This window comes from Ruegeria sp. J8, from assembly GCF_056531925.1.
Genome location: NZ_JBQFMR010000010.1, coordinates 25,987 through 47,123 on the forward strand (window position 1 = coordinate 25,987; position 21,137 = coordinate 47,123).

Annotated in this window: 19 protein-coding genes and 3 tRNA genes; 9 read left to right on the plus strand and 13 right to left on the minus strand. The window is 57.1% G+C overall.

The genetic code is table 11. The features are described 5' to 3' along the window. Positions 1-201: 201 nt before the first annotated feature. Positions 202-2,610, plus strand: a complete 2,409-nt coding sequence (lon, locus tag ACR0L1_RS18535) for an endopeptidase La (RefSeq protein WP_170791742.1) — start codon at positions 202-204, stop codon at positions 2,608-2,610. A gap of 103 nt (positions 2,611-2,713) precedes the next feature. Here the strand turns inward: lon and ACR0L1_RS18540 are convergent. Together ACR0L1_RS18540 and ACR0L1_RS18545 are read right to left on the minus strand one after the other, a co-directional pair. After that, positions 2,714-2,788 (minus strand) — tRNA-Val (locus ACR0L1_RS18540). A gap of 110 nt (positions 2,789-2,898) precedes the next feature. After that, positions 2,899-3,636 carry a porin gene (locus ACR0L1_RS18545; RefSeq protein ID WP_480860267.1) on the minus strand — a complete coding sequence of 246 codons (738 nt, stop codon included), beginning with the start codon at positions 3,634-3,636 and terminating at the stop codon, positions 2,899-2,901. 340 nt (positions 3,637-3,976) lie between these two features. Between ACR0L1_RS18545 and ACR0L1_RS18550 the strand changes: the two genes are divergently transcribed. The 3 genes from ACR0L1_RS18550 to uvrA all read left to right on the plus strand — a co-directional run bounded on the left by ACR0L1_RS18550 (position 3,977) and on the right by uvrA (position 7,211). Next, positions 3,977-4,053 (plus strand) — tRNA-Asp (locus tag ACR0L1_RS18550). 45 nt (positions 4,054-4,098) lie between these two features. Beyond that, positions 4,099-4,175: transfer RNA gene (locus tag ACR0L1_RS18555), tRNA-Asp, on the plus strand. A 177-nt stretch (positions 4,176-4,352) separates the two neighbouring features. Further along, positions 4,353-7,211, plus strand: coding sequence for an excinuclease ABC subunit UvrA (gene uvrA, locus ACR0L1_RS18560; RefSeq protein WP_170786610.1), 2,859 nt, complete (start codon positions 4,353-4,355; stop codon positions 7,209-7,211). 2 nt (positions 7,212-7,213) lie between these two features. Here the strand turns inward: uvrA and ACR0L1_RS18565 are convergent, their stop codons facing one another. The 6 genes from ACR0L1_RS18565 to ACR0L1_RS18590 form a co-directional block, all read right to left on the minus strand. Then, positions 7,214-7,870 carry a site-2 protease family protein gene (locus tag ACR0L1_RS18565; protein WP_170791085.1) on the minus strand — a complete coding sequence of 219 codons (657 nt, stop codon included), beginning with the start codon at positions 7,868-7,870 and terminating at the stop codon, positions 7,214-7,216. 80 nt (positions 7,871-7,950) lie between these two features. Beyond that, positions 7,951-8,343, minus strand: coding sequence for a hypothetical protein (locus ACR0L1_RS18570; RefSeq protein WP_480860269.1), 393 nt, complete (start codon positions 8,341-8,343; stop codon positions 7,951-7,953). Positions 8,344-8,438: 95 nt separating this feature from the next. Beyond that, on the minus strand, positions 8,439-9,311 hold the full coding sequence (mmsB, locus tag ACR0L1_RS18575; protein ID WP_480860270.1) for a 3-hydroxyisobutyrate dehydrogenase: 873 nt from the start codon (positions 9,309-9,311) through the stop codon (positions 8,439-8,441). Positions 9,312-9,314: 3 nt separating this feature from the next. Beyond that, on the minus strand, positions 9,315-10,355 hold the full coding sequence (locus ACR0L1_RS18580; protein ID WP_480860271.1) for an enoyl-CoA hydratase/isomerase family protein: 1,041 nt from the start codon (positions 10,353-10,355) through the stop codon (positions 9,315-9,317). A gap of 7 nt (positions 10,356-10,362) precedes the next feature. Continuing rightward, positions 10,363-11,505: an acyl-CoA dehydrogenase family protein gene (locus tag ACR0L1_RS18585; RefSeq protein WP_480860273.1), complete on the minus strand. Its 1,143-nt coding sequence runs from the start codon at positions 11,503-11,505 to the stop codon at positions 10,363-10,365. Positions 11,506-11,608: 103 nt separating this feature from the next. Next, entirely contained in the window at positions 11,609-12,724 is a 1,116-nt protein-coding gene (locus tag ACR0L1_RS18590; RefSeq protein WP_480860275.1) for a carboxylate-amine ligase, read from the minus strand. Positions 12,725-12,854: 130 nt separating this feature from the next. On the opposite strand from ACR0L1_RS18590, the gene ACR0L1_RS18595 reads away from it, so the two are divergent. Then, positions 12,855-13,706, plus strand: a complete 852-nt coding sequence (locus ACR0L1_RS18595; protein ID WP_480860277.1) for a class I SAM-dependent methyltransferase — start codon at positions 12,855-12,857, stop codon at positions 13,704-13,706. Positions 13,707-13,776: 70 nt separating this feature from the next. After that, positions 13,777-14,253, plus strand: a complete 477-nt coding sequence (locus ACR0L1_RS18600; protein WP_170786627.1) for a fasciclin domain-containing protein — start codon at positions 13,777-13,779, stop codon at positions 14,251-14,253. A gap of 53 nt (positions 14,254-14,306) precedes the next feature. Here the strand turns inward: ACR0L1_RS18600 and ACR0L1_RS18605 are convergent, their stop codons facing one another. Both ACR0L1_RS18605 and ACR0L1_RS18610 read right to left on the minus strand, forming a co-directional pair. Further along, positions 14,307-14,906 carry a L,D-transpeptidase gene (locus ACR0L1_RS18605; RefSeq protein ID WP_170769642.1) on the minus strand — a complete coding sequence of 200 codons (600 nt, stop codon included), beginning with the start codon at positions 14,904-14,906 and terminating at the stop codon, positions 14,307-14,309. A 183-nt stretch (positions 14,907-15,089) separates the two neighbouring features. Continuing rightward, positions 15,090-16,589 carry a CoA-acylating methylmalonate-semialdehyde dehydrogenase gene (locus tag ACR0L1_RS18610; protein WP_480860279.1) on the minus strand — a complete coding sequence of 500 codons (1,500 nt, stop codon included), beginning with the start codon at positions 16,587-16,589 and terminating at the stop codon, positions 15,090-15,092. Between the two features lie 103 nt (positions 16,590-16,692). Here ACR0L1_RS18610 and ACR0L1_RS18615 point away from each other — a divergent pair, with 103 nt between their 5' ends. The 3 genes from ACR0L1_RS18615 (at position 16,693) to coaD (ending at position 18,670) form a co-directional block, all read left to right on the plus strand. Continuing rightward, positions 16,693-17,595: a LysR family transcriptional regulator gene (locus ACR0L1_RS18615; RefSeq protein ID WP_480504382.1), complete on the plus strand. Its 903-nt coding sequence runs from the start codon at positions 16,693-16,695 to the stop codon at positions 17,593-17,595. A gap of 60 nt (positions 17,596-17,655) precedes the next feature. After that, positions 17,656-18,093 carry a CBS domain-containing protein gene (locus ACR0L1_RS18620; protein ID WP_170786633.1) on the plus strand — a complete coding sequence of 146 codons (438 nt, stop codon included), beginning with the start codon at positions 17,656-17,658 and terminating at the stop codon, positions 18,091-18,093. 85 nt (positions 18,094-18,178) lie between these two features. Then, positions 18,179-18,670, plus strand: a complete 492-nt coding sequence (gene coaD / locus ACR0L1_RS18625) for a pantetheine-phosphate adenylyltransferase (protein ID WP_170769646.1) — start codon at positions 18,179-18,181, stop codon at positions 18,668-18,670. On the opposite strand, the gene gap (ACR0L1_RS18630) is transcribed toward coaD, so the two are convergent. The 3 genes from gap (ACR0L1_RS18630) to gap (ACR0L1_RS18640) all read right to left on the minus strand — a co-directional run bounded on the left by gap (ACR0L1_RS18630) (position 18,662) and on the right by gap (ACR0L1_RS18640) (position 20,966). Further along, positions 18,662-19,666: a type I glyceraldehyde-3-phosphate dehydrogenase gene (gap, locus tag ACR0L1_RS18630; protein ID WP_480504381.1), complete on the minus strand. Its 1,005-nt coding sequence runs from the start codon at positions 19,664-19,666 to the stop codon at positions 18,662-18,664. The genes coaD and gap (ACR0L1_RS18630) overlap by 9 nt on opposite strands. 83 nt (positions 19,667-19,749) lie before the next feature. After that, on the minus strand, positions 19,750-19,893 hold the full coding sequence (locus tag ACR0L1_RS18635) for a hypothetical protein (RefSeq protein WP_170791063.1): 144 nt from the start codon (positions 19,891-19,893) through the stop codon (positions 19,750-19,752). A gap of 71 nt (positions 19,894-19,964) precedes the next feature. Further along, entirely contained in the window at positions 19,965-20,966 is a 1,002-nt protein-coding gene (gene gap, locus ACR0L1_RS18640) for a type I glyceraldehyde-3-phosphate dehydrogenase (protein WP_170791060.1), read from the minus strand. Between the last annotated feature and the right edge of the window lie 171 nt (positions 20,967-21,137).

The window sequence follows — 21,137 nt, forward strand, 5'->3', positions numbered from 1 at the left end:
TTTCCCTCTTTGGATTTGCGGGGCACGTGTGGTGCAATTTGGTACCTTGCGCTTCCTTCTGTACGGGTTCATCTTAAGATCACACCAATACTGTGGTTGAAAAAGTGAGATTTTAAACCCATTTCTTCACCTACACAGGAGATGGCCGAGTGTTGCCTGACACAGGGACCGGAGCCGTCTTGCCAATGATAAGGATAGAGCATGCAAGAGCCTCTGAATTCCTCGTACCCAGTACTGCCGTTGCGCGACATCGTGGTGTTTCCACATATGATCGTGCCGCTGTTCGTGGGACGGGAAAAATCCGTCCGCGCGCTGGAAGAAGTGATGCAGGACGACAAGCAGATTCTGCTGTCCAGCCAGATTGATCCGGGTGAGGACGATCCCGCAATCGACGGGATTTACCGGTCGGGCGTACTGGCAAATGTGCTGCAACTGCTGAAACTGCCCGATGGCACTGTCAAAGTGCTGGTCGAAGGGCAGGCGCGCGTGCAGATCACCGATTTTCTGGAAAATGACGATTTTTTCGAGGCCCGCGCTGAATATCTGACCGAAATTCCGGGCGACGTGACGACGACCGAGGCGCTGCTGCGCACCGTCGCAGATGAGTTCGAGCGTTACGCCAAAGTCCGCAAGAACATCCCCGAAGAAGCGCTGACCGCCGTTGGTGAAACCACCGAACCTGCCAAGCTGGCCGACCTGGTTTCGGGCCATCTTGGCATCGAGGTTGAGCAAAAGCAGGAACTGCTTGAGACGCTCTCGGTTAGTGAACGGCTGGAAAAGGTCTATGGCCTCATGCAGGGCGAGATGTCGGTTCTGCAGGTCGAGAAAAAGATCAAGACCCGCGTCAAATCCCAGATGGAGAAGACGCAGCGCGAGTACTACCTGAATGAGCAAATGAAGGCCATTCAGAAGGAACTTGGCGATGGCGAGGACGGCGGCAACGAAGTTGCTGAACTGGAAGAGAAAATCGCCGAGACCAAGCTGTCGAAAGAAGCGCGCGAAAAGGCCGAGGGTGAGCTGAAGAAGCTCAAGAATATGTCACCCATGTCGGCCGAGGCCACCGTTGTGCGCAACTATCTGGACTGGATTCTGTCGCTGCCGTGGGGCACCAAATCCCGCGTCAAAAAGGATCTGGGCCGTGCCCAGGACATTTTGGATGCCGATCACTATGGGCTTGAGAAGGTCAAGGAACGGATCGTCGAGTATCTGGCGGTTCAACAGCGCTCGAAAAAGCTGAAAGGCCCGATCCTTTGCCTTGTCGGCCCTCCGGGTGTAGGTAAAACCTCGCTGGGTAAGTCGGTTGCCAAAGCCACGGGGCGCGAATTCATTCGCATCTCGTTGGGTGGCGTGCGTGACGAATCTGAGATCCGCGGCCACCGTCGGACCTATATCGGTTCGATGCCCGGCAAGATCATCCAGTCGCTGAAAAAGGCAAAGACCACGAACCCGCTGATTTTGCTCGATGAGATCGACAAGATGGGGCAGGATTTCCGTGGCGACCCGGCTTCGGCCATGCTTGAAGTGCTGGACCCGGAACAGAACAGTACGTTCATGGACCACTACTTGGAGGTCGAATATGACCTGTCCAACGTGATGTTTCTAACCACGTCGAACAGCTATAATATGCCCGGGCCTCTGCTGGACCGGATGGAGATCATCCCGCTGGCTGGCTATACCGAGGAAGAGAAATCCGAGATAGCCAAGCAGCACCTGATCAGCAAGCAGGTTAAAAACCATGGCCTCAAGGCCAAGGAATTTGAGCTGACCGATGATGCGCTGCAATCCATCATCCGCACCTATACCCGGGAAGCGGGCGTGCGGAACTTGGAACGAGAGATCGCCAAGGTTGCCCGGAAATCGCTGACCAAGATCATCAAGAAAGAGGCCGAGTCGGTCACGGTGACGCCCGACAATCTGGATGATTTCCTGGGCGTGCCCAAATACCGCTATGGTCTGGCTGAACAGGACGATCAGGTCGGTGTTGTGACTGGTCTGGCTTATACCTCGGTCGGGGGCGATCTGCTGCATATCGAAGCGCTGAAACTGCCCGGCAAGGGGCGGATGAAGACCACCGGTAAGCTGGGCGATGTGATGAAGGAATCCATCGACGCGGCATCGTCCTATGTGCGGTCAATCTCGCCTCAGATCGGGGTGAAGCCGACGAAATTCGACACGCTGGACATTCACGTCCACGTTCCGGATGGCGCAACGCCAAAGGATGGCCCTTCGGCCGGTCTGGCGATGGTGACTTCGATCGTGTCGGTGCTGACCGGTATTCCGGTTCGCAAGGATATCGCCATGACGGGCGAGGTTTCGCTGCGCGGCAACGCGATGCCGATCGGTGGGCTCAAGGAAAAACTGCTGGCGGCACTGCGTGGTGGCATCAAGACTGTCCTGATCCCCGAGGAAAATGAAAAGGATCTGGCCGACATCCCGGATAACGTGAAGGAAGGGCTGGAGATCATCCCGGTCACGCATGTGTCCGAGGTTCTGAAGCAGGCGCTGATTAGCGAGCCTGAACCCATCGAATGGGACGAAGCAGCCGAGGAGGCCGCCGCCGCGGCTGCGAAAGCCGCGGAAAGTTCGGCAGCGTCTGCCAGAACGCACTGAGTTCGGATTGAATGATCAAAATGGGCGGGGTTTCAACCTCGCCCTTTTTATGCGACTACCCAAAGAATTGGGACGCGAGGAACCACCAAGTTTTAGGGGAAAATGGTGGGTGATAAGAGATTTGAACTCCTGACATCTTCGATGTGAACGAAGCGCTCTACCACTGAGCTAATCACCCGTAAGGCGGCGTCTTACAGTGAGTCTTGGCCCGCCGCAAGAGCCGGGATTCGTTTTTCTAACCCCGGCACCAAAGTCCCCCCGGAGGCGCGCCCCGAGAGGAAAATGTCCTCATAGACCCGGCAAACCTGGCAGTCTGGACAGAACGCCACGCTGACCGAAGGTGGTGCCGCGTTCGTTGCCAAAGTTCACACGGACGCCGAAGCTGACATATGCTTCGTTTTCGCTACCGGACACCAATGGGGACGAAATATGGGCAACACCGACATTGCCGTAGACTTCGGCATTGTCCGCAGCCGCATAAGAGGCGCCAATGGCAAACAGGTTGTAGTCCAGTGCACCTGCAAAGTTGTCAACGATGTCAAAGCTCGCGTTCAGTTCCCATGCATCAGCCAATTCGGTTTTTGCCGAAATACCAAATAGCGTGCCATCCAGATCCGAGGCATTTGTCAGATCTTGCCGCCCAAGATAACCTTCGATCTCTGCGGGTCCGGCATCAAATCCGGCTTCCAGACCGTAGAATTCGAAATCGGCATCGTCCAGGTCTTCCTGGCCGTAAAACAGGCCGAAAGACGCGTTGTTGGCGGTGTGCCAGTTGCCGTGCAAGGTCCAGTTCGTTGCGGTCTCGCTTAGGTCCTGAAATCGCTGGACGCCAAGATCTAGCTGTGTGCTGAATGCGCGGTTAAATGCCAATTCTCCAGAACCGTTCAGGTTGTAGGCGTCACCGAAGTCGGTGTCTGTGAACGTAGAATAATCCAGATTCAAATATCCGCCGGAAAATTCGACAGCTTGTGCTGCACCAGTCAGGGTTGCTGCTGACAAAGCGCTGCTAATAAACAACTTTTTCACGTTTATGCTCCGTTTTCTTTTCGTTGTGCAATAGGGTCTTGTTGAGACCTTCTGAGCAATTGCGGACTTAATCGGGCTAGAGCGGAAAGTGTATCTGGCACAGTTGAATTAGGTGCGATGTGGCGAAGCTGACACAGTTTTTGGTTGTGGCGAAAACACCTGCTGCTTGATCCACTTGCGTTGTTGGCTGATCTACTGTCAAGACCGGTGATGACACGTTGATCCGAGATCTTCGGCGAAGGTAAAATTCCCGAATTCGGAAAAAACTTCAAAACGCCGCTTGACGCTGCCCGAGCGGAGCCATAATACACCCCAACGTTCAGCAACGAACGTGCAGCGGGCGGTTGTAGCTCAGTTGGTTAGAGTACCGGCCTGTCACGCCGGGGGTCGCGGGTTCGAGCCCCGTCAACCGCGCCATCGCTGCACTCCTTGGTCCAGGTTAAAGGCCGTAAAAATAGATGCGCGGTTGTAGCTCAGTTGGTTAGAGTACCGGCCTGTCACGCCGGGGGTCGCGGGTTCGAGCCCCGTCAACCGCGCCATTTATTTCTCAAATCTCAGTCAGAACTTTGAACATTCAGCACATTGCGCGCCGACGCACATGTTTTGTCAGGAGTGATCGGCAATAATCCGTAAGTTCACACTTTGTTCTAATTTTTCTGTTGGAGACTCAGTGCTGCTCGCCTATTTCTAGGTCACTTGCGTGTAGGGGGCCAAGAATGGCTGAGCTGAAGAATATCGAGGTGCGCGGCGCGCGCGAACATAACCTCAAAAGCATTGATGTGGATATTCCGCGGGATCAGCTTGTGGTGATCACGGGGCTATCTGGTTCGGGCAAGTCGTCGCTGGCCTTTGATACGATCTATGCCGAGGGTCAGCGTCGCTATGTCGAAAGCCTGTCGGCTTATGCGCGGCAGTTTCTGGACATGATGGAAAAGCCCGATGTGGATCACATCAGTGGGCTGTCTCCAGCGATCTCGATTGAACAGAAGACGACGTCGAAAAACCCGCGCTCGACCGTGGGGACCGTGACCGAGATCTACGACTATCTACGCCTTTTGTTTGCCCGCGCAGGTACGCCCTTTAGCCCCGCCACCGGCCAGCCGATTGAGGCGCAACAGGTGCAGGACATGGTCGACCGGATCATGACGATGGAGGAGGGCACGCGCGGCTACTTGCTGGCCCCCATCGTGCGCGACCGGAAGGGGGAATATAAGAAAGAGTTCCTTGAACTGCGCAAACAAGGTTTTCAACGTGTCAAAGTGGATGGCGAGTTCTATGAGCTCGATACCCCGCCCACTTTAGACAAGAAATTCCGCCATGACATCGACGTGGTCGTAGACCGCCTTGTTGTGCGTGAAGGGATGGAGACTCGGCTGGCCGACAGCCTGCGCACCGCTTTGGATTTGGCGGATGGCATCGCGATTCTGGAAACCGCCCCGAAGGAGGGCGACCCGGAACGTATCACCTTCAGCGAGAATTTTGCCTGCCCAGTCAGCGGCTTCACCATCCCCGAGATCGAACCACGCCTGTTTTCTTTCAACGCGCCATTTGGGGCGTGCCCGGATTGCGACGGGTTAGGGGTCGAGCTGTTCTTTGACGAACGCCTCGTGGTGCCGGACCAGACGCTCAAACTGTATGACGGTGCCTTGGCCCCGTGGCGCAAGGGTAAGTCGCCATATTTTTTGCAAACCATCGAAGCCATTGCGCGGCATTTTGAGTTCGACAAGAACACCCCGTGGAAAGACCTTCCCGCCAAGGTGCAACAGGTATTCCTGCGCGGCTCTGGTGATGAGGAAATCCAGTTCCGTTATGATGAGGGCGGGCGAGTCTATCAGGTGACACGCAGCTTTGAGGGCGTTATTCCGAATATGGAACGCCGCTATCGCGAAACCGACAGCGCCTGGATTCGGGAAGAATTCGAGCGTTATCAGAACAACCGTCCTTGCGGGGCCTGTGAAGGCTACCGTCTGCGACCCGAAGCTTTGGCCGTCAAGATCGCGGGTCTGCATGTGGGGCAGGTGGTTCAGATGTCGATCCGTGAGGCCTTGGCTTGGGTTGAGGACGCCCCGAACCATCTGAGCGTACAGAAGAATGAGATTGCTCGGGCGATTCTGAAAGAGATTCGCGAGCGCCTCGGATTCCTGAATAATGTGGGTTTGGAATATCTTACGCTGTCTCGTTCTAGTGGCACGTTGTCCGGTGGCGAAAGCCAGCGTATCCGGTTGGCCAGCCAGATTGGGTCCGGCTTGACGGGCGTGTTATATGTGTTGGACGAGCCTTCGATCGGGTTACATCAGCGGGATAATGACCGGCTGCTGGGGACGCTCAAGAATCTGCGCGATCAGGGCAATACGGTGATCGTGGTCGAACATGACGAAGAAGCGATCCGCGAGGCTGATTACGTGTTCGATATTGGCCCCGGTGCCGGTGTGCATGGCGGGCAGGTGGTCAGCCATGGAACGCCAGAGCATATCGCGGCCGATGCGGCCTCGATGACCGGGCAATACCTGTCGGGCACGCGAGAGATTGCTGTGCCGACTGACCGGCGCAAAGGGAACAAGAAAAAGCTGAAGGTCGTCAAAGCCACCGGGAATAACCTGAAAAACGTCACGGCAGAATTTCCGCTGGGTAAGTTCGTTTGTGTGACCGGTGTATCGGGTGGCGGCAAGTCGACTCTGACGATTGAGACACTGTTCAAAACCGCCTCGATGCGATTGAACGGCGCGCGGCAGACGCCTGCGCCCTGTGAGACGATCAAGGGTCTGGAGCATCTGGACAAGGTGATCGACATTGACCAACGCCCAATTGGGAGGACTCCGCGTTCGAATCCAGCAACTTACACCGGAGCTTTCACTCCGATCCGCGACTGGTTTGCCGGTCTGCCGGAAGCCAAGGCGCGAGGGTACAAGCCGGGGCGGTTTAGCTTTAATGTCAAGGGCGGCCGGTGCGAGGCGTGTCAGGGTGACGGCGTCATCAAGATCGAGATGCACTTTCTGCCTGACGTCTATGTCACCTGCGAAACCTGCAAGGGTGCGCGCTACAATCGCGAAACATTGGAGATCAAATTCAAGGGCAAGTCCATCGCCGATGTCCTTGATATGACTGTAGAAGACGCGCAGGAGTTCTTTAAGGCCGTGCCTTCAATCCGCGATAAGATGGATGCGCTGGCGCGTGTTGGGCTGGGCTATATCAAGGTTGGGCAGCAGGCCACGACCTTGTCCGGGGGCGAGGCGCAGCGGGTGAAATTGTCCAAGGAATTGTCCAAACGCTCGACTGGGCGGACGCTGTATATTCTGGATGAACCAACGACGGGTCTGCATTTCGAAGACGTGCGCAAGCTGTTGGAAGTGCTCCATGAATTGGTCGATCAGGGCAATACGGTCGTTGTGATCGAGCACAATCTGGATGTGGTAAAAACCGCTGACCATATTATCGACATCGGCCCCGAAGGTGGCGATGGCGGTGGTGAGATCGTCGCCACCGGCACGCCCGAAGACGTGGCCGCCGTCGAGCGCAGCCATACTGGGCGATACCTGAATCAGATGCTGAACTCTGAACAGGTCGCGGCGGAATAGCGTCAATACTGCGCGTATCGCAGCATATGCCAGTGGCGCAGTAATGGTGGGAAGAAAAGAAACACAAAGCCGAAATTCACATAGGCAAACACCATCATCGGCAGCCACATGGCGACGCCAATCAGTCCGACAAATCCGGCAATGCGGGTCGCTGTTACGGGTTTCACCATGCGGTTCAGCATTGCGTGGAACAGCCGTCCACCATCCAGCGGCATCAATGGCAGCATGTTGAAAATCGCCAGCCACAGGTTCAATTGTGCGGTCACGACCAAAACCCACCCCAGCGCGGGAGAGGAAACGAAGGGCTCGACCAGTGAACACACCGCCCAAAGGGTCAGGTTCACTATTGGCCCCATGGCCACGATCAACTCATCTTCGTATGACGAGGTCGAGCGGCGATGTTCGCAAAATCCGCCACCGCAATAAAGGACGACGCGGTTGACGGGGACGCCCTGGATCAAACAACCCCAAGCGTGCCCGAGTTCGTGCAGCAGGATCGAGCCCAGCAAAATACCCACGAATCCAAGCGCATAGGGCAGGGTCCCGGGGTCGAAGCTGAATCCGACGATGATCAGAACCAGTAAAATCAGGCTCTGGTTCAATTGAATGGGTACGTTCCACGGGCCGCGGAACTCAAAAATCGCACCGTCACTATACATATTCAATCCTCGCAATAACGAGAATCGTGATGACGCAGAATTGCGTCAAAAATTGGGTGCTATCGTTGAGGTTGTGTGACCTAGTTCAGAATGTCGACGACCGCGCCGATCAGGTTCAGCACTTTGCGCGTTTCGGGGTCGACCCGGTAAACGTAATCGCCAGCTCGGATATACGAACCGCGATCTAGACCATAACGGTAAGGGTCATTGATCCAGAGGTAGTCGTTATTGATGAACTCGCCGTTGCGATACAGTTTTTTGGCCTGGCCAGGCGGAACGCAAGGTACGTTTTTCTTGGCCAGACCCGGTGGGCAATGGCCACCCTTGTTCTTGACCTGAATCACAGGTTGCGAAGGGATGCGAAAAACGTTGTCCGTAGTCTTGCCGTTGCCTTTACCATTGCCTGCCATCACCGCCGCAGGAGCGGCCACCAGAGTGGAAACTGTTAACAAAACTGCCAAAACGCGTGACATCGTGATCTCCGACACAAAACTGCTCTGACTCGATAGATGGCGGTCCGAAGGTCGGCGGTCAACCCCGCGGGCAGATACCCGCCCACGGGATAATATCATCCGCGTCCGCGTTTTTCGAACCGGGGCAGCATGGCAGAAAAGTCCTTGCCCAGCCCGTTCTCGGCCTCGACAAACTGCTCATAAAGCGCAGTGGCCGCCTGTCCCATCGGAGTATCAGCATCCGAGCTTTCGGCCGCTTGCTGGCTGAGGCGCAGGTCCTTGAGCATCAGTTCCGCCGCAAAGCCCGGTTGGTAATCGTTGTCCGCCGGGCTGGCAGGTCCTACACCGGGCGCGGGGCAATAAGCGTTCATCGTCCAACTATAGCCCGAGGACGTGCTGACCACGTCGAACATCTTTTGCCGGTCCAGACCCAGCTTGTCAGCCAGCGCAAACGCCTCGCAGGTGGCGATCATAGTGACGCCGAGGATCATGTTGTTGCAGATCTTGGCGGCCTGACCGGCACCAGAGCCACCGCAATGCACGGCCTTTTGCCCCATGATGTCGAACAGTGGGGCGGCCTTGGCGAAGGCCTCCTCAATGCCACCTGCCATAAAGGTCAGGGTTCCGGCGGCGGCACCGCCAATCCCTCCGGACACGGGTGCATCCACGGCCAAGACGCCAACTTGAGCGGCTTCGTCTGCGACTGCTCGGGCACTGTCCACATCTACGGTCGAGCAATCCACCCAGACCGCGCCCGAATCCATTGCGGGCAAGATCTGGTCAGCGACAGCACGCAGTATCTGGCCGTTGGGCAGCATGGTGATGACGATCTCGGCACCGACGGCGGCTTCAGCCCCCGAAGTGGCCATAACTACGCCTGGAACGTCTACGTCTGCCATGTCAAAGCCTGCAACCTCGTGCCCGGCCTTGGACAAATTGGCAGCCATCGGATTGCCCATATTCCCAAGGCCGATAAACCCGATCTTCATTCCTCAATCCTCCTCGAATGTCAGCGTATTGCTGCCCAGCGGTTGTAGCATCCGCGACACTTCGACAATGGGGACAGTCCGGTCTTGGTGCTTCCAGCGGGGTGTGCGGTCCTTGTCGATAATCTGTGCACGGATACCTTCCAGAAAATCTCCGTGCTCGCTTGCGCGGTAGGTAAAGCGGAATTCATGTTCCAGCGCTTTCCGAATGGTCAGGTTAGGCCCGCGCAGCCGGTGCAGCATTTCGATACAGCAGGCCATGGAAAGGGGCGAACCTCGGTTCACCATTTTCAATGCGCTCGCCGCAAAATCCGTGTCTGACGCGGTCAGGGTGTTGAGGATGTCCTGCAACCCTTCACCATCAAAAAGCATGTTGATCTGGTCTTGCAGCGCGGCCAGTTTGCCGTCAGGGGCGTCTTGGGCATGGGCGGCCAGCAGGCTTGCGTCGCCCGAGGCTTCGAGCATGTCGATCAGGTCAACCCATTGCGCGGTCGGGATGTAGTGATCGGCGAATCCGGCGAAAATCGCGTCGGCGGGACCCATACGGTGGCCGGCTATGCCCAGATATTCGCCCACCCGACCGGGGGCCAGCGCAAGCATCAGCGAACTGCCCACATCCGGCACCAGACCGATGCCGCATTCGGGCAGGGCGATCTGGCTGCTTTCGCCCACGACGCGATGACTGCCGTGACATCCGATCCCAACGCCGCCGCCCATGGTAAATCCTTGCAGGAAACTGACGACCGGTTTGGGGTATTCGAAGATCAGCGCATTCAGGCGGTATTCATCCCGCCAGAACGTCTGACCATATGCGAAATCGCCCTTGGTGCCGGTTTCGTAAAGCTCGGCAATGTCGCCCCCGGCGCAAAAGGCTTTGTCGCCCTCGGCGTCAAAGATGATCAGATCCACCGCATCATCCTCGCGCCAGTTGCGGAGCGCCGCGTCGATGGCCATGCACATGTCATAGCTGAGCGCGTTCAGGGCCTTGGGCCTGGTCAGAGTGATCCGTCCGGCACGGCCCGCTGTTCGAATGTCGATATCAGCCATAGCGCCCTCAGCGATTGGCCAGCATCTGGCGCGACACGATCACGCGCATAATTTCATTCGTTCCTTCCAGGATTTGATGCACGCGCAAGTCGCGGACCAGTTTCTCGATACCGTAGTCTGCAAGGTAGCCATAGCCGCCATGCAGTTGCAGGCACTGATCCACCACTTTCGATCCGGTCTCGGTCACGAATTTCTTGGCCATGGCGCAGAACTTGGTCGCATCGGGCGCGCCCTGATCCAGTTTCCACGCAGCTTGGCGCAAAAATGTGCGCGCGGCCTGCAACTCGATCTCCATATCGGCCAGACGGAATTGCAGCGCCTGAAACTGGTCGATGGACTGACCGAAGGCTTGCCGCTCGGACATATATTGCAGCGTCATATTCAGCCCCGCTTGCGCGGCCCCTAACGAGCATGAGGCGATGTTAAGCCGTCCGCCATCTAGGCCCATCATCGCGTATTTGAACCCGTCGCCTTCGACACCAACAAGGTTTTCGGCCGGGATTTTGCAATCGTCGAACTGCACCTGCGCCGTGGGTTGGCTTTTCCATCCCATTTTCTGCTCCAAAGCGCCGAAGGACAGGCCGGGGGCGCCGTCCTCGACATAGACCGTTGAAATCCCCTTGGGACCGTCCTGTCCCGTGCGCACCATGCAGACATAGGCGTCGGAATAACCACCTCCTGAGATGAACGCCTTGGTCCCGTTCAGCAGGTATCCTTCATTGCTGCGGTCCGCGCGGGTTTTCAGCGCAGCAGCATCCGAGCCCGAGCCCGGTTCGGTCAGGCAATAGCTGAGAACGGTATTCAGGCTGAGAACATCGGGCATGATACGTGCTTTAAGCGCATCCCCGGCGAAACTGTCCAACATCTTCGCGCACATGTTGTGAATCGAAAGAAACGCCGCGACGGACGGGCAGGCCATTGACAACGCCTCGAACACCATTGTGGCATCCAGACGCGACAGGCCCGAACCTCCACTGTCTTCAGAGACGTAGAGGCCGCCGAATCCAAGCTCTCCGACACGTGGCCACAGGTCTTTGGGGATGGTCCCTTCAGCCTCCCACTGTCGAGCAAAGGGGGCTATGTTCTTCTGCCCGAACTCATAGGCCATGTCGAAGATCGCAGTCTGCTCTTCGGTCAAAGCGAAATCCATGGCTTCCCTCCCACGCCGACGGATGAATTGAACGAGTGTTTATTTCCCAATCCTTACAGAAATTTTTCACAGCCAGCAATTCCCAGCATCTGTCTATTGGGGATTAAAGGTCGTGGTGAAATTCCTCGATCAGGTGTTGGACAACCGCTTTTCCCGGATCTTCGCCACGGGCGGATGCCTCGGCATAAACGCGTCGCTGACGTGTGGCCGATGTTCCGTACTGTGCGATTTGTTGCAACCGCGCCAGTTCGGTCATTGTACCAAGTGCCTCGGTGTCTTCGGCCAGTAGTCCCATCAGTTCGCCCATCAGTTCGGGCATGGGCTTGATCGAGCGGTCGCCAAAGTCGATCATGCCCTCGCCGACGCCATAGCGCTGTGCGCGCCAACGGTTTTCTCCGATCAGGAACTGGTCATAGTTGCGCCAACGCAGGTTTTGCGCTTTCAGGCGGCACAGCATTCGGGTCAGGGCCTGTACCATCGCCGCAAGAGACAGCGCGTGTTCAAGCCTCGGTTGCACATCCATGATCCGCGTCTCAAGCGTGGGGAAGCGGTGCGACGGCCTAAGGTCCCACCAGATTTTCGACGTATCCTCGATCACGCCAAGCTCTACCAGAATACCGGTGGTGCGCTCATATTCGTCCCAACTGGCCAAGGCTGGGGGCAACCCGGTGCGTGGAAGGTTGTCAAAGACCGTCAAACGGTACGAGGACAGCCCCGTATCCTCACCGTTCCAATAGGGGGATGAGGTGGACAAGGCCAGCAGATGAGGCAGGAAGTAGGCCAGTTGCGGCATCAGATCAGCACGCAGGGCAGGGTCTTGAACCCCGATATGGACATGCATCCCACAGATCAGCATTCGCCTCGCCACGCCGCCCAAGGCATGTTGCAGCGCGTCATAGCGTTCCTTGCGCGTGTGGTGCTGCTTCTTCCAGTCGGCAAACGGATGGCACGACACCGCAATTGGTGCGAGGTTGTAGTCTGCCGCGCGTTTGGCCACGCAGGACCGTAGGCGTTTCAGGTCCTCTCGTGCGGCGGCGATAGTGGCATGGGGGCGGGTGCCGACCTCGATCTGACATTGCAGGAATTCGGGGCTGACCTGGCCTTTGAAGTCGGTCTGGCAAGCTTCCATCAACGCCTCGGGCGCTTCGGCAAGTTCGCATGTGTCGCGGTTGACCAGAAGATACTCTTCCTCGATACCCAGCGTGTATTCTTGCTGCATGGTCGCCCTCGTCGGTTATTCCAAACAGTGAATACGGAAATGATCGTCTTGCCAAGTGTTTGGCTTGCGAAGCCCCCGGCGCCGGCGATAAGAACCCTTCAGTCAACAGTCCAAACCCCGGAGCGTTCGCGTGAAACCCAAGAAATTCCGAAAAATTAACGACGCCCTTGAGGAACTTGGGGTTAAACTGATCGACAAAGCCCCCGAAAATGACGAACGCGCCCGCCTTGAAGCGTTTGAGAGGGCAGGAGGCTTGACTCGACCCGCCTATGCCTTGTCGCCGGGGATGAAGGAGTTCGATATTGCGCCGCTGGCGGCCGAATATGGCGAACATGCCGATGCGCTGGCCGCGATGAAGGACCCGGCGCGCAGTCAAACCGGCTATCGGCTTGGCAATGGCTACTATGATAGCCCCGATGCAGATGCCTTGTACCTGATGATCCGTCGGTTCAAACCTCGAAGGGTGATTGAGGTCGGCTGCGGCAACTCAACGCGCGTGACCCGGCAAGCGATCATCGACGGCGGGCTCAAGACGCAGATCACCGCGATTGACCCCTATCCGCGTGCAGACATCGCCCATGTGGTGGATCATTTCGAACAGAAACGGCTGGAAGAGGTCGACCCCGCGCTGTTCGATCAGTTGGAGGCGGGCGACATCCTGTTCATCGATTCCAGCCACGTCGTACGCATAAGCAATGACGTCGCACACCTGTTCTGTCGCATCATTCCTGCATTGAAACCCGGTGTCGTGATCCATGTGCACGATGTTTTTTTGCCCTACGAATATCCCAAGCGATTCTTCTATGACTGCCCCGGTTGGGGCGAGCAGTACATGCTGCACGCTTTGCTGCAATCTGGCGCGTTTTCAATGCTTTGGCCGGGGTATTACCTGCAACAGGATCGTCCTGATGCGGTCGAGTCTTTGCCGTTCCTGGGCGATGGTCGTGCGCAAAGTATCTGGGTGCAGATCAAAGAAAATTGAACTCAAAGTGATCCGCTGCGGCTGAGGCCCCGTACCCCTTTCGATAACACGCTGGAGAGGAGATACAGCCATGTTCCGCCAAACACTGATGGGTGCCGCAGCCGCACTTGCCCTGACACTGCCGGTCAAGGCGCAAGCCGCCGACATCGTGGACACTGCCGTTTCGGCCGGGTCGTTCGAAACGCTTGTTGCCGCTGTTCAGGCTGCTGGTCTGGTCGACACGTTGAAAGGTGACGGCCCGTTCACCGTGTTCGCCCCCACAGATGAGGCATTTGCCGCCTTGCCCGAAGGCACAGTAGAAACGCTTCTGCTGCCCGAGAATAAGGATCAACTTGTCGAAATTCTGACCTATCACGTGGTCCCGGCCAAGGTTATGTCCGGTGACATTGCTGGTAAGCGTGCAAAGGTTCTGACGGTCCAAGGTGATCGACTGAGCGTCAACGCCAAGCGCGGGGTTAAAGTCAACGACGCCGAAGTCATTCAGGCGGACATTGAAACCAGCAACGGTGTGATCCACGTTGTCGACGCAGTCATTCTGCCGGAATAACGCTCTTCAAAGTCATGAAAAAACCCCGGTCCTTGCGGCCGGGGTTTTGTGTTTCAAACCAGTCGAACTTGGGTTCCAACCTGGACGAGGGGATAGAGCTCCTCGACATGCTGATTGTAGAGCCCGATACAGCCGGACGAGCTTTGACGCCCAATCTTGCGGGTATCATGGGTACCGTGGACCAGATAGGCAGGCCAGCCAAGATACATAGCCCGCGTGCCCAGCGGATTGCCCGGCTCACCGCCTTCCATGCGGATCGGCAGATCAGGATCACGCTCGCGCATCGACGCGGTCGGTGTCCAGCTTGGGTTCTCGCGCTTGCGCACCACCTCGGTATAGCCGCGCTTTGTCAGCTCTTCACTCATGGGGACTGAGCTGGGATACAGTTTATAGGTCCCGTCCGGACCCCAGTAATGCACCGCGCGGCTGGTGATGTCGGCCAACAGGGCACCCACACCCAGCTCATCAAAATGGTCCTGCCAGTTCTGCTGCGAGAAGGACGAAACGTTACGGCGCACCGGAAGCTGCGTGCTGATCGCGTCTTCGTTCTGCGGAAATGCGTCAGAGCTTTGGGCGCGCACAAGGGCAGGGGTGGCCAACAGGGACGCTGCCCCCAACAAGGCAGAGCGACGGGTCAAGCGGGAATTGGACAATTTGGCCTCCGGTTCAGGAACTGCTCGGTCTGTATTTTGTCGATAAAATATTGGCGATCGATGCACATTTCCAGACATCTTGGCCTGAATTTATCGTGAAATCGGCGCTTCGGCCTGAATTCGGCAGACCGTTGCCGAAAAAAACCGGCCCCCGAAGGGGCCGATTCAAAAACTACGTGGCATTTAATCCATGGCTTTGAAGTTAAATTCGCCGCCTTCTTTGATACCCGAGGGCCAGCGCGCGGTGACCGTTTTGGTCCGGGTATAGAATTTGAAACTGTCCGGGCCGTGCTGGTTCAGATCGCCAAACATGGATTTCTTCCAGCCGCCAAAGGTGTGATAGGCCAGTGGAACCGGGATCGGAACGTTGACGCCGACCATACCGATGTTCACACGGCTGGCGAAGTCACGCGCGGTGTCACCGTCACGAGTGAAGATCGCGGTGCCGTTGCCATATTCATGGTCCATCGCCAATTTCAGCGCTTCTTCATAAGATCCCGCGCGAACGGTCGACAGAACCGGACCAAAGATCTCTTGCTTGTAGATGTCCATATCCGGGGTCACGCGGTCGAACAGGTGCGGGCCGACAAAGAAGCCGTCCTCATAGCCCTGTAGGCTGAAGTCGCGGTTGTCGACGACAAGTTCTGCGCCTTGTTCGATGCCCGAGTTGATCAGGCCAAGGATACGCTCTTTCGCGGCTCCGGTGACGACGGGGCCCATGTCCACGTCATCGCCTGCTGTATAGGGGCCGACCTTCAGCTTTTCGATGCGCGGCACCAGCTTTTCGATCAGCGCATCGGCGGTTTCCTCACCCACAGGAACGGCGACCGAAACTGCCATGCAGCGTTCGCCAGCCGCGCCAAACCCGGCACCGACCAGTGCGTCGGCGGCCTGATCCAAATCCGCGTCGGGCATGACGATCATGTGGTTCTTGGCGCCGCCAAAGCACTGTGCACGTTTGCCATTCGCCGTGGCGCGGGAATAGATGTACTGCGCAATCGGGGTCGATCCCACGAAAGAGACGCCCTGAATGATCTCGCTGTCCAGCAAGGTATCCACGGCCTCTTTGTCGCCATTGACCACCTGGAACACGCCCTTGGGCAGACCAGCCTCGACAAACAGTTCCGCCAGCATCAGCGGGACCGAGGGGTCACGTTCGGACGGTTTCAAAACCACGGCATTGCCGCAGGCCAGCGCCGGGCCCACGTGCCACAGCGGCATCATGGCGGGGAAATTGAACGGCATGATCGAGGCCACAACGCCCAGCGGTTGGCGCATGGAATACATGTCGATGCCGGGGCCTGCGCTGTCGGTGTATTCGCCCTTCAGCATCTGTGGTGCGCCGATGCAATATTCGATCACTTCCAAACCACGCTGAAGGTCGCCTTTGGCGTCAGGGATGGTCTTACCGTGCTCGCGGCTGAGCGCCTCGGCCAGCTTGTCCATGTCGCGGTTCATCAGGCCAACCATGGCCATCATCACCCGCGCGCGTTTCTGCGGGTTAGTGGCTCCCCACGCGGGTTGCGCAGCGGCGGCGCTTTCGATGGCAGCCGTGGTCTCGGCCACGCTGGCCATCGGGCATTTGTACTGAACTTCACCCGTAGCCGGGTTGAAGACGTCGTCAAAGCGACCAGACGTGCCGGACACGTTCTCGCCGTTGATGAAATGGGACAGTTCGGACATTGCGAATTCCTCCGTTATCTTTGCGCGCACAATAGGCTTGCAAAAATCGCGTGAACAGAGGCAATGTCTCAAACATGTTTTGCAAAAATGCAAAGAGTATGCGGTGACGCCGAATTGGGATGATATGCGGGTGTTTCTGGCGGTTGCGCGCGAAGAAAGCCTGTCCGCCGCGGGTCGGCTACTTAAGATCGACCCCGCGACAGTGGGCAGACGGATTGCTCGGCTTGAGGCTTCGCTGAACGCGCCTTTGTTCACCAAATCTCAGCAAGGCTATGTTCTGACCTCAGCCGGAGAACGCCTGATGGATCACGGGTTAAAAGCGGAAGAGGCGATGCGCGCTGTAGCCGGGGCCATGGCCGGTTCGTCCAAAACGCTAAGTGGGCAGATCAGGATCGGGGCCCCCGATGGTTGCGCCAACTACCTGTTGCCACAGGTTTGCGCGCAAATCTGCGATGCCAATCCCGATTTGGATATCCAGATCCTGGCCTTGCCCCGCGTTATCAACCTGTCCCGACGCGAGGCGGATATGGCTGTAACCGTCAGCGCGCCGACGGCAGGCCGGGTGCTGGTTCAGAAGATCACCGACTACCGATTGCATCTGGTAGCCAGTGACAAATACCTTTCCGCGCGGCCCGCGATCCCAACGCCCGAAGCACTGAAAGGGCATCGAATGATCGGTTATATCCCGGACATGATCTTCGACCGCGAACTCGATTACCTGGTCGATCTTGGGGTTGACCGTGTCGCACTTGCATCGAATTCCGTATCGGTCCAGTTGCGGCAGGTTGCCTTGGGCTCTGGGGTTTGTGTGGCCCACGATTTCACGCTGCCATTCCATCCAAATCTGCGGAAAATCCTGACGGATCATGTCAGTCTGACCCGGAGTTTTCATCTGGTCCGACATCAAGGGGATCAGCGAAACGAGCGCCTGAACCGGTTTGCAACTGCGCTGACCGCTGGAATTCGTGACGAAGTGGCGCGGCTGGAAGCGGCAGCTTCATCTTGACACATTCAAACATTCCGGCAACGCTTTGGAAAACAGCAAGTTATTTCGGAGGTTTCGCCTATGCTTGTTCAGGCCATTCTGAAATCCAAGGCCACCGAAGGGGTCATGACGGTTGCCCCGGACGTGACCGTGTCCGATGCGTCGAAAATTCTGGCAGAAAAGCGGATCGGTACGGTTGTGGTGTCCGAGGATGGCGGGAAATCCGCAGCAGGCATTCTGTCGGAACGCGATATCGTCCGTGAACTTGCGGCCAGCGGCAGCGGATGCCTCAGCAAACCGGTCAGCGCCTACATGACCAGCGATCTGGTAACGGCGACGCGTCAGGATTCGGTCCAAGACGTCCTGAGCCGCATGACTGAAGGACGGTTCCGTCACATGCCTATTGTCGAAGATGGCAAATTGATCGGCATCGTTACACTTGGGGATGTGGTCAAAGCGCAATTGTCCGAACTGGCAATGGAGAAAGAGGCGCTGGAAACCATGATAATGGGGCACTAATCGCCCCGATATCCACGCCAACCTATTGCACCTGCGGCAGAGTTGTGTTTGCTTGCGCAGAAATTTTGTTGCGCAGGAGGCGGCGATGAGGGTTGGATTATATCCCGGAACTTTTGATCCGATCACCTTGGGTCATATCGATATCATTCGTCGCGCATCCGCACTTGTGGACAAGCTGGTGATTGGGGTTGCGATCAACCGCGACAAGGGACCTTTGTTCACTTTGGAAGAACGCGTTGCCATGATCGAGGCTGAATGCGCGCATCTGACCGAGCAGACCGGCACGGAAATCGTTGCGCATCCCTTTGAAAACCTGCTGATTGATTGTGCCCGCGATGTTGGGGCTCAGATCATCGTGCGCGGCCTTCGGGCCGTTGCGGATTTCGAGTATGAATTCCAGATGGTCGGGATGAACCGCGCACTGGACAATTCGATTGAGACGGTCTTTCTGATGGCCGAGGCCCGCCATCAGGCGATCGCCTCGAAACTGGTTAAAGAGATTGCCCGTCTGGATGGGGACGTGTCGAAATTCGTCACGCCCCGTGTCGATGCGGCGTTGAAAGAGCGTTTAGGTTAACGCGCCCATAGCCGCTGCTGTATCCAGCATCCGGTTCGAGAAGCCCCATTCGTTATCATACCAGGCCAGCACCCGGACCAGAGTGCCGTCGGTTACCTTCGTCTCGGGCAGGGACACGGTCGAGCTGTGGGAATCGTGGTTAAAATCGACCGAGATCAGTGGGCGCTGTTCCGCCGCAAGTACGCCGGGGATCTTGGCTGCCGCTTCTACGAACAGGGCGTTGACCTCTTCCTCGGTAGTAGAGCGTGAGACTTCGACGACCAGATCGACAACCGACACGTTGGGCGTCGGCACTCGAATGGCCTGTCCGGTCAGTTTGCCTTGCAGTTGCGGCAGTACAAGACCCACGGCAGAGGCCGCTCCGGTTGTTGTCGGAATCATCGACAGAGCCGCGGCGCGGGACAGGTAGGGGTCTTTGCCAGCGGAATCGTGCACCGGTTGGCTGGCCGTATAGGCATGCACCGTCGTCATGTTGCCATGAACAATGCCAAGGCCCGCATCAAGGGCGGCAGCAACGGGTGATAGGCAGTTCGTGGTGCAAGACGCGTTCGACACAATGGTATCCTGAGCGGTCAACTCGTGATCGTTGACGCCGAATACGATCGTTTTCACGCCACCATCCCCACGGGCAGGGGCCGAGATCAGAACCTTCTTAGACCCATTTTCCAGATGACGGGCAGCAGCCTCGCGCGTGCGGAACACGCCGGTGCATTCCAGTACGACGTCCACATCGGACCAGTTCAGGTTTTCCGGGTCAAGCTCGCTGGTCAAACGTATGGGACCGGCGCCAACATCCATTCCGGCTTCAGACAGCGTCACTGGCTTGGAGTACCTGCCATGGACACTGTCAAACTCGAACAGATGCGCGTTCATCTCGGGCATGGCCAGGTCGTTTATGGCGACGATTTCAACATCGGTTCGGCCAGTCTCCATAACAGCACGCAACACGTTGCGTCCGATGCGTCCAAATCCGTTGATTGCCAGTTTGAGTGTCATGATCTGCTCCGTCCGTCTTTCGGCTTGCGTTCGAGTTAGCGCTAACAAAGCCAGAATGACGAAAAAGTCAAGCAAAACCTATGTCAGCGCCAGACGGCGATCCAATCCAGGAAGGCATAGAGTTTCTTGCCCAGAAACAGAAAATGCTCGGGCCCGAACAGGGCATAGTCTAGGCAGGCGGCCCCCAGAATCAAAAAACCCAGCCAGATAGCTATTTGATTGGTCATCGAGGCCCCGAACGAAAATGCCCGCCCAGATAACCTGAGCGGGCAAATATGTTCAAGAATTCAATGGCGTCTTAGTTAAGACGGCCCATCGCAACGGCGACATCCGCCATACGGACCGAGAAGGCCCATTCATTGTCATACCATGCCAACACGCGTACCATCCGGTCACCGACCACGCGAGTTTGATCCGGTGCGAAGATCGAGCTTTCTTCGGTGTGGTTGAAATCGGTCGAAACCAGCGGCGCGGGCTCATAGCCCAGAACGCGCTGCATATGACCCTGCGAAGCTTCACGCACGATAGCGTTGACCTCGTCAACAGTGACCTCGCGGCCGGCGCGGAAGGTCAGGTCCACTGCCGAGACATTCGGGGTCGGAACCCGGATTGCGGAGCCATCCAGACGACCTTTGAGGTTCGGCAGAACCTCACCTAGCGCCTTGGCAGCACCTGTCGAGGTTGGGATCATCGACATAGCGGCAGCGCGAGCGCGGTACAGGTCGCTGTGGCGGCGGTCCAGCGTGGGCTGGTCGCCGGTATAGGCGTGGATCGTGGTCATGATGCCATGCTCAATCCCGATGCCTTCGTCCAGAACCTTGGCAAGCGGAGCAAGGCAGTTTGTGGTGCAGGAGCCGTTTGAGACCATTTTGTCATCAGCAGCGAGGCTGTTGTGGTTCACGCCATAGACGATGGTTTTATCGACATTCTTGCCCGGAGCTGACAGCAGAACCTTTTGCGCGCCACGCTCAAGATGCGTCTTGGCTTTCAGGCCGTCATTGAACTTGCCGGTGCACTCCAGAACGACGTCGCAGCCTTCCCAGTCCAGCTCGTTCATGTCGTAGGTCGAGAACATCTCCATGGGGCCGCGGCCCAGATCCATGGTGTTGCCCTCGATCGAGACGTCGCGGGGGAAGCGACCGTGGACGCTGTCATATTTCAGCAGATGCGCCGTGGTTTCCAGCGGGCCGGTTGCGTTGACCTTGATCACTTCGATGTCGTTGCGGGCCGATGCCGCGATATGCGACAAGGTGCAGCGGCCGATACGGCCAAAACCATTGATGCCGACCTTGATGGTCATCTGACGTCTCCAAAATGCGCTTGCGTTGCTGGCGATATAGCGGCCCTAACGCGTTCTCAAAAGAGTAAAAGTGACATATTTTTAACGTGTTAGCGCAAACCTTGGCCGGTATCGCTAACGCTTGCGCTAGCTGAAAGATCAGGTAGGGTCCACCTGCGGCAGGTTACAGGA

Bases quoted from the DNA above. Each gene is read 5' to 3' on its own strand.
- ACR0L1_RS18570 (WP_480860269.1), bottom strand. From the start codon at position 8,343: ATGTCACGCGTTTTGGCAGTTTTGTTAACAGTTTCCACTCTGGTGGCC.
- uvrA (WP_170786610.1), top strand. From the start codon at position 4,353: ATGGCTGAGCTGAAGAATATCGAGGTGCGCGGCGCGCGCGAACATAAC.
- coaD (WP_170769646.1), top strand. From the start codon at position 18,179: ATGAGGGTTGGATTATATCCCGGAACTTTTGATCCGATCACCTTGGGT.
- ACR0L1_RS18585 (WP_480860273.1), bottom strand. From the start codon at position 11,505: ATGGATTTCGCTTTGACCGAAGAGCAGACTGCGATCTTCGACATGGCC.
- ACR0L1_RS18610 (WP_480860279.1), bottom strand. From the start codon at position 16,589: ATGTCCGAACTGTCCCATTTCATCAACGGCGAGAACGTGTCCGGCACG.
- ACR0L1_RS18590 (WP_480860275.1), bottom strand. From the start codon at position 12,724: ATGCAGCAAGAATACACGCTGGGTATCGAGGAAGAGTATCTTCTGGTC.
- ACR0L1_RS18580 (WP_480860271.1), bottom strand. From the start codon at position 10,355: ATGGCTGATATCGACATTCGAACAGCGGGCCGTGCCGGACGGATCACT.
- mmsB (WP_480860270.1), bottom strand. From the start codon at position 9,311: ATGAAGATCGGGTTTATCGGCCTTGGGAATATGGGCAATCCGATGGCT.
- ACR0L1_RS18600 (WP_170786627.1), top strand. From the start codon at position 13,777: ATGTTCCGCCAAACACTGATGGGTGCCGCAGCCGCACTTGCCCTGACA.
- lon (WP_170791742.1), top strand. From the start codon at position 202: ATGCAAGAGCCTCTGAATTCCTCGTACCCAGTACTGCCGTTGCGCGAC.
- ACR0L1_RS18620 (WP_170786633.1), top strand. From the start codon at position 17,656: ATGCTTGTTCAGGCCATTCTGAAATCCAAGGCCACCGAAGGGGTCATG.
- gap (WP_170791060.1), bottom strand. From the start codon at position 20,966: ATGACCATCAAGGTCGGCATCAATGGTTTTGGCCGTATCGGCCGCTGC.
- ACR0L1_RS18635 (WP_170791063.1), bottom strand. From the start codon at position 19,893: ATGACCAATCAAATAGCTATCTGGCTGGGTTTTTTGATTCTGGGGGCC.
- ACR0L1_RS18565 (WP_170791085.1), bottom strand. From the start codon at position 7,870: ATGTATAGTGACGGTGCGATTTTTGAGTTCCGCGGCCCGTGGAACGTA.
- gap (WP_480504381.1), bottom strand. From the start codon at position 19,666: ATGACACTCAAACTGGCAATCAACGGATTTGGACGCATCGGACGCAAC.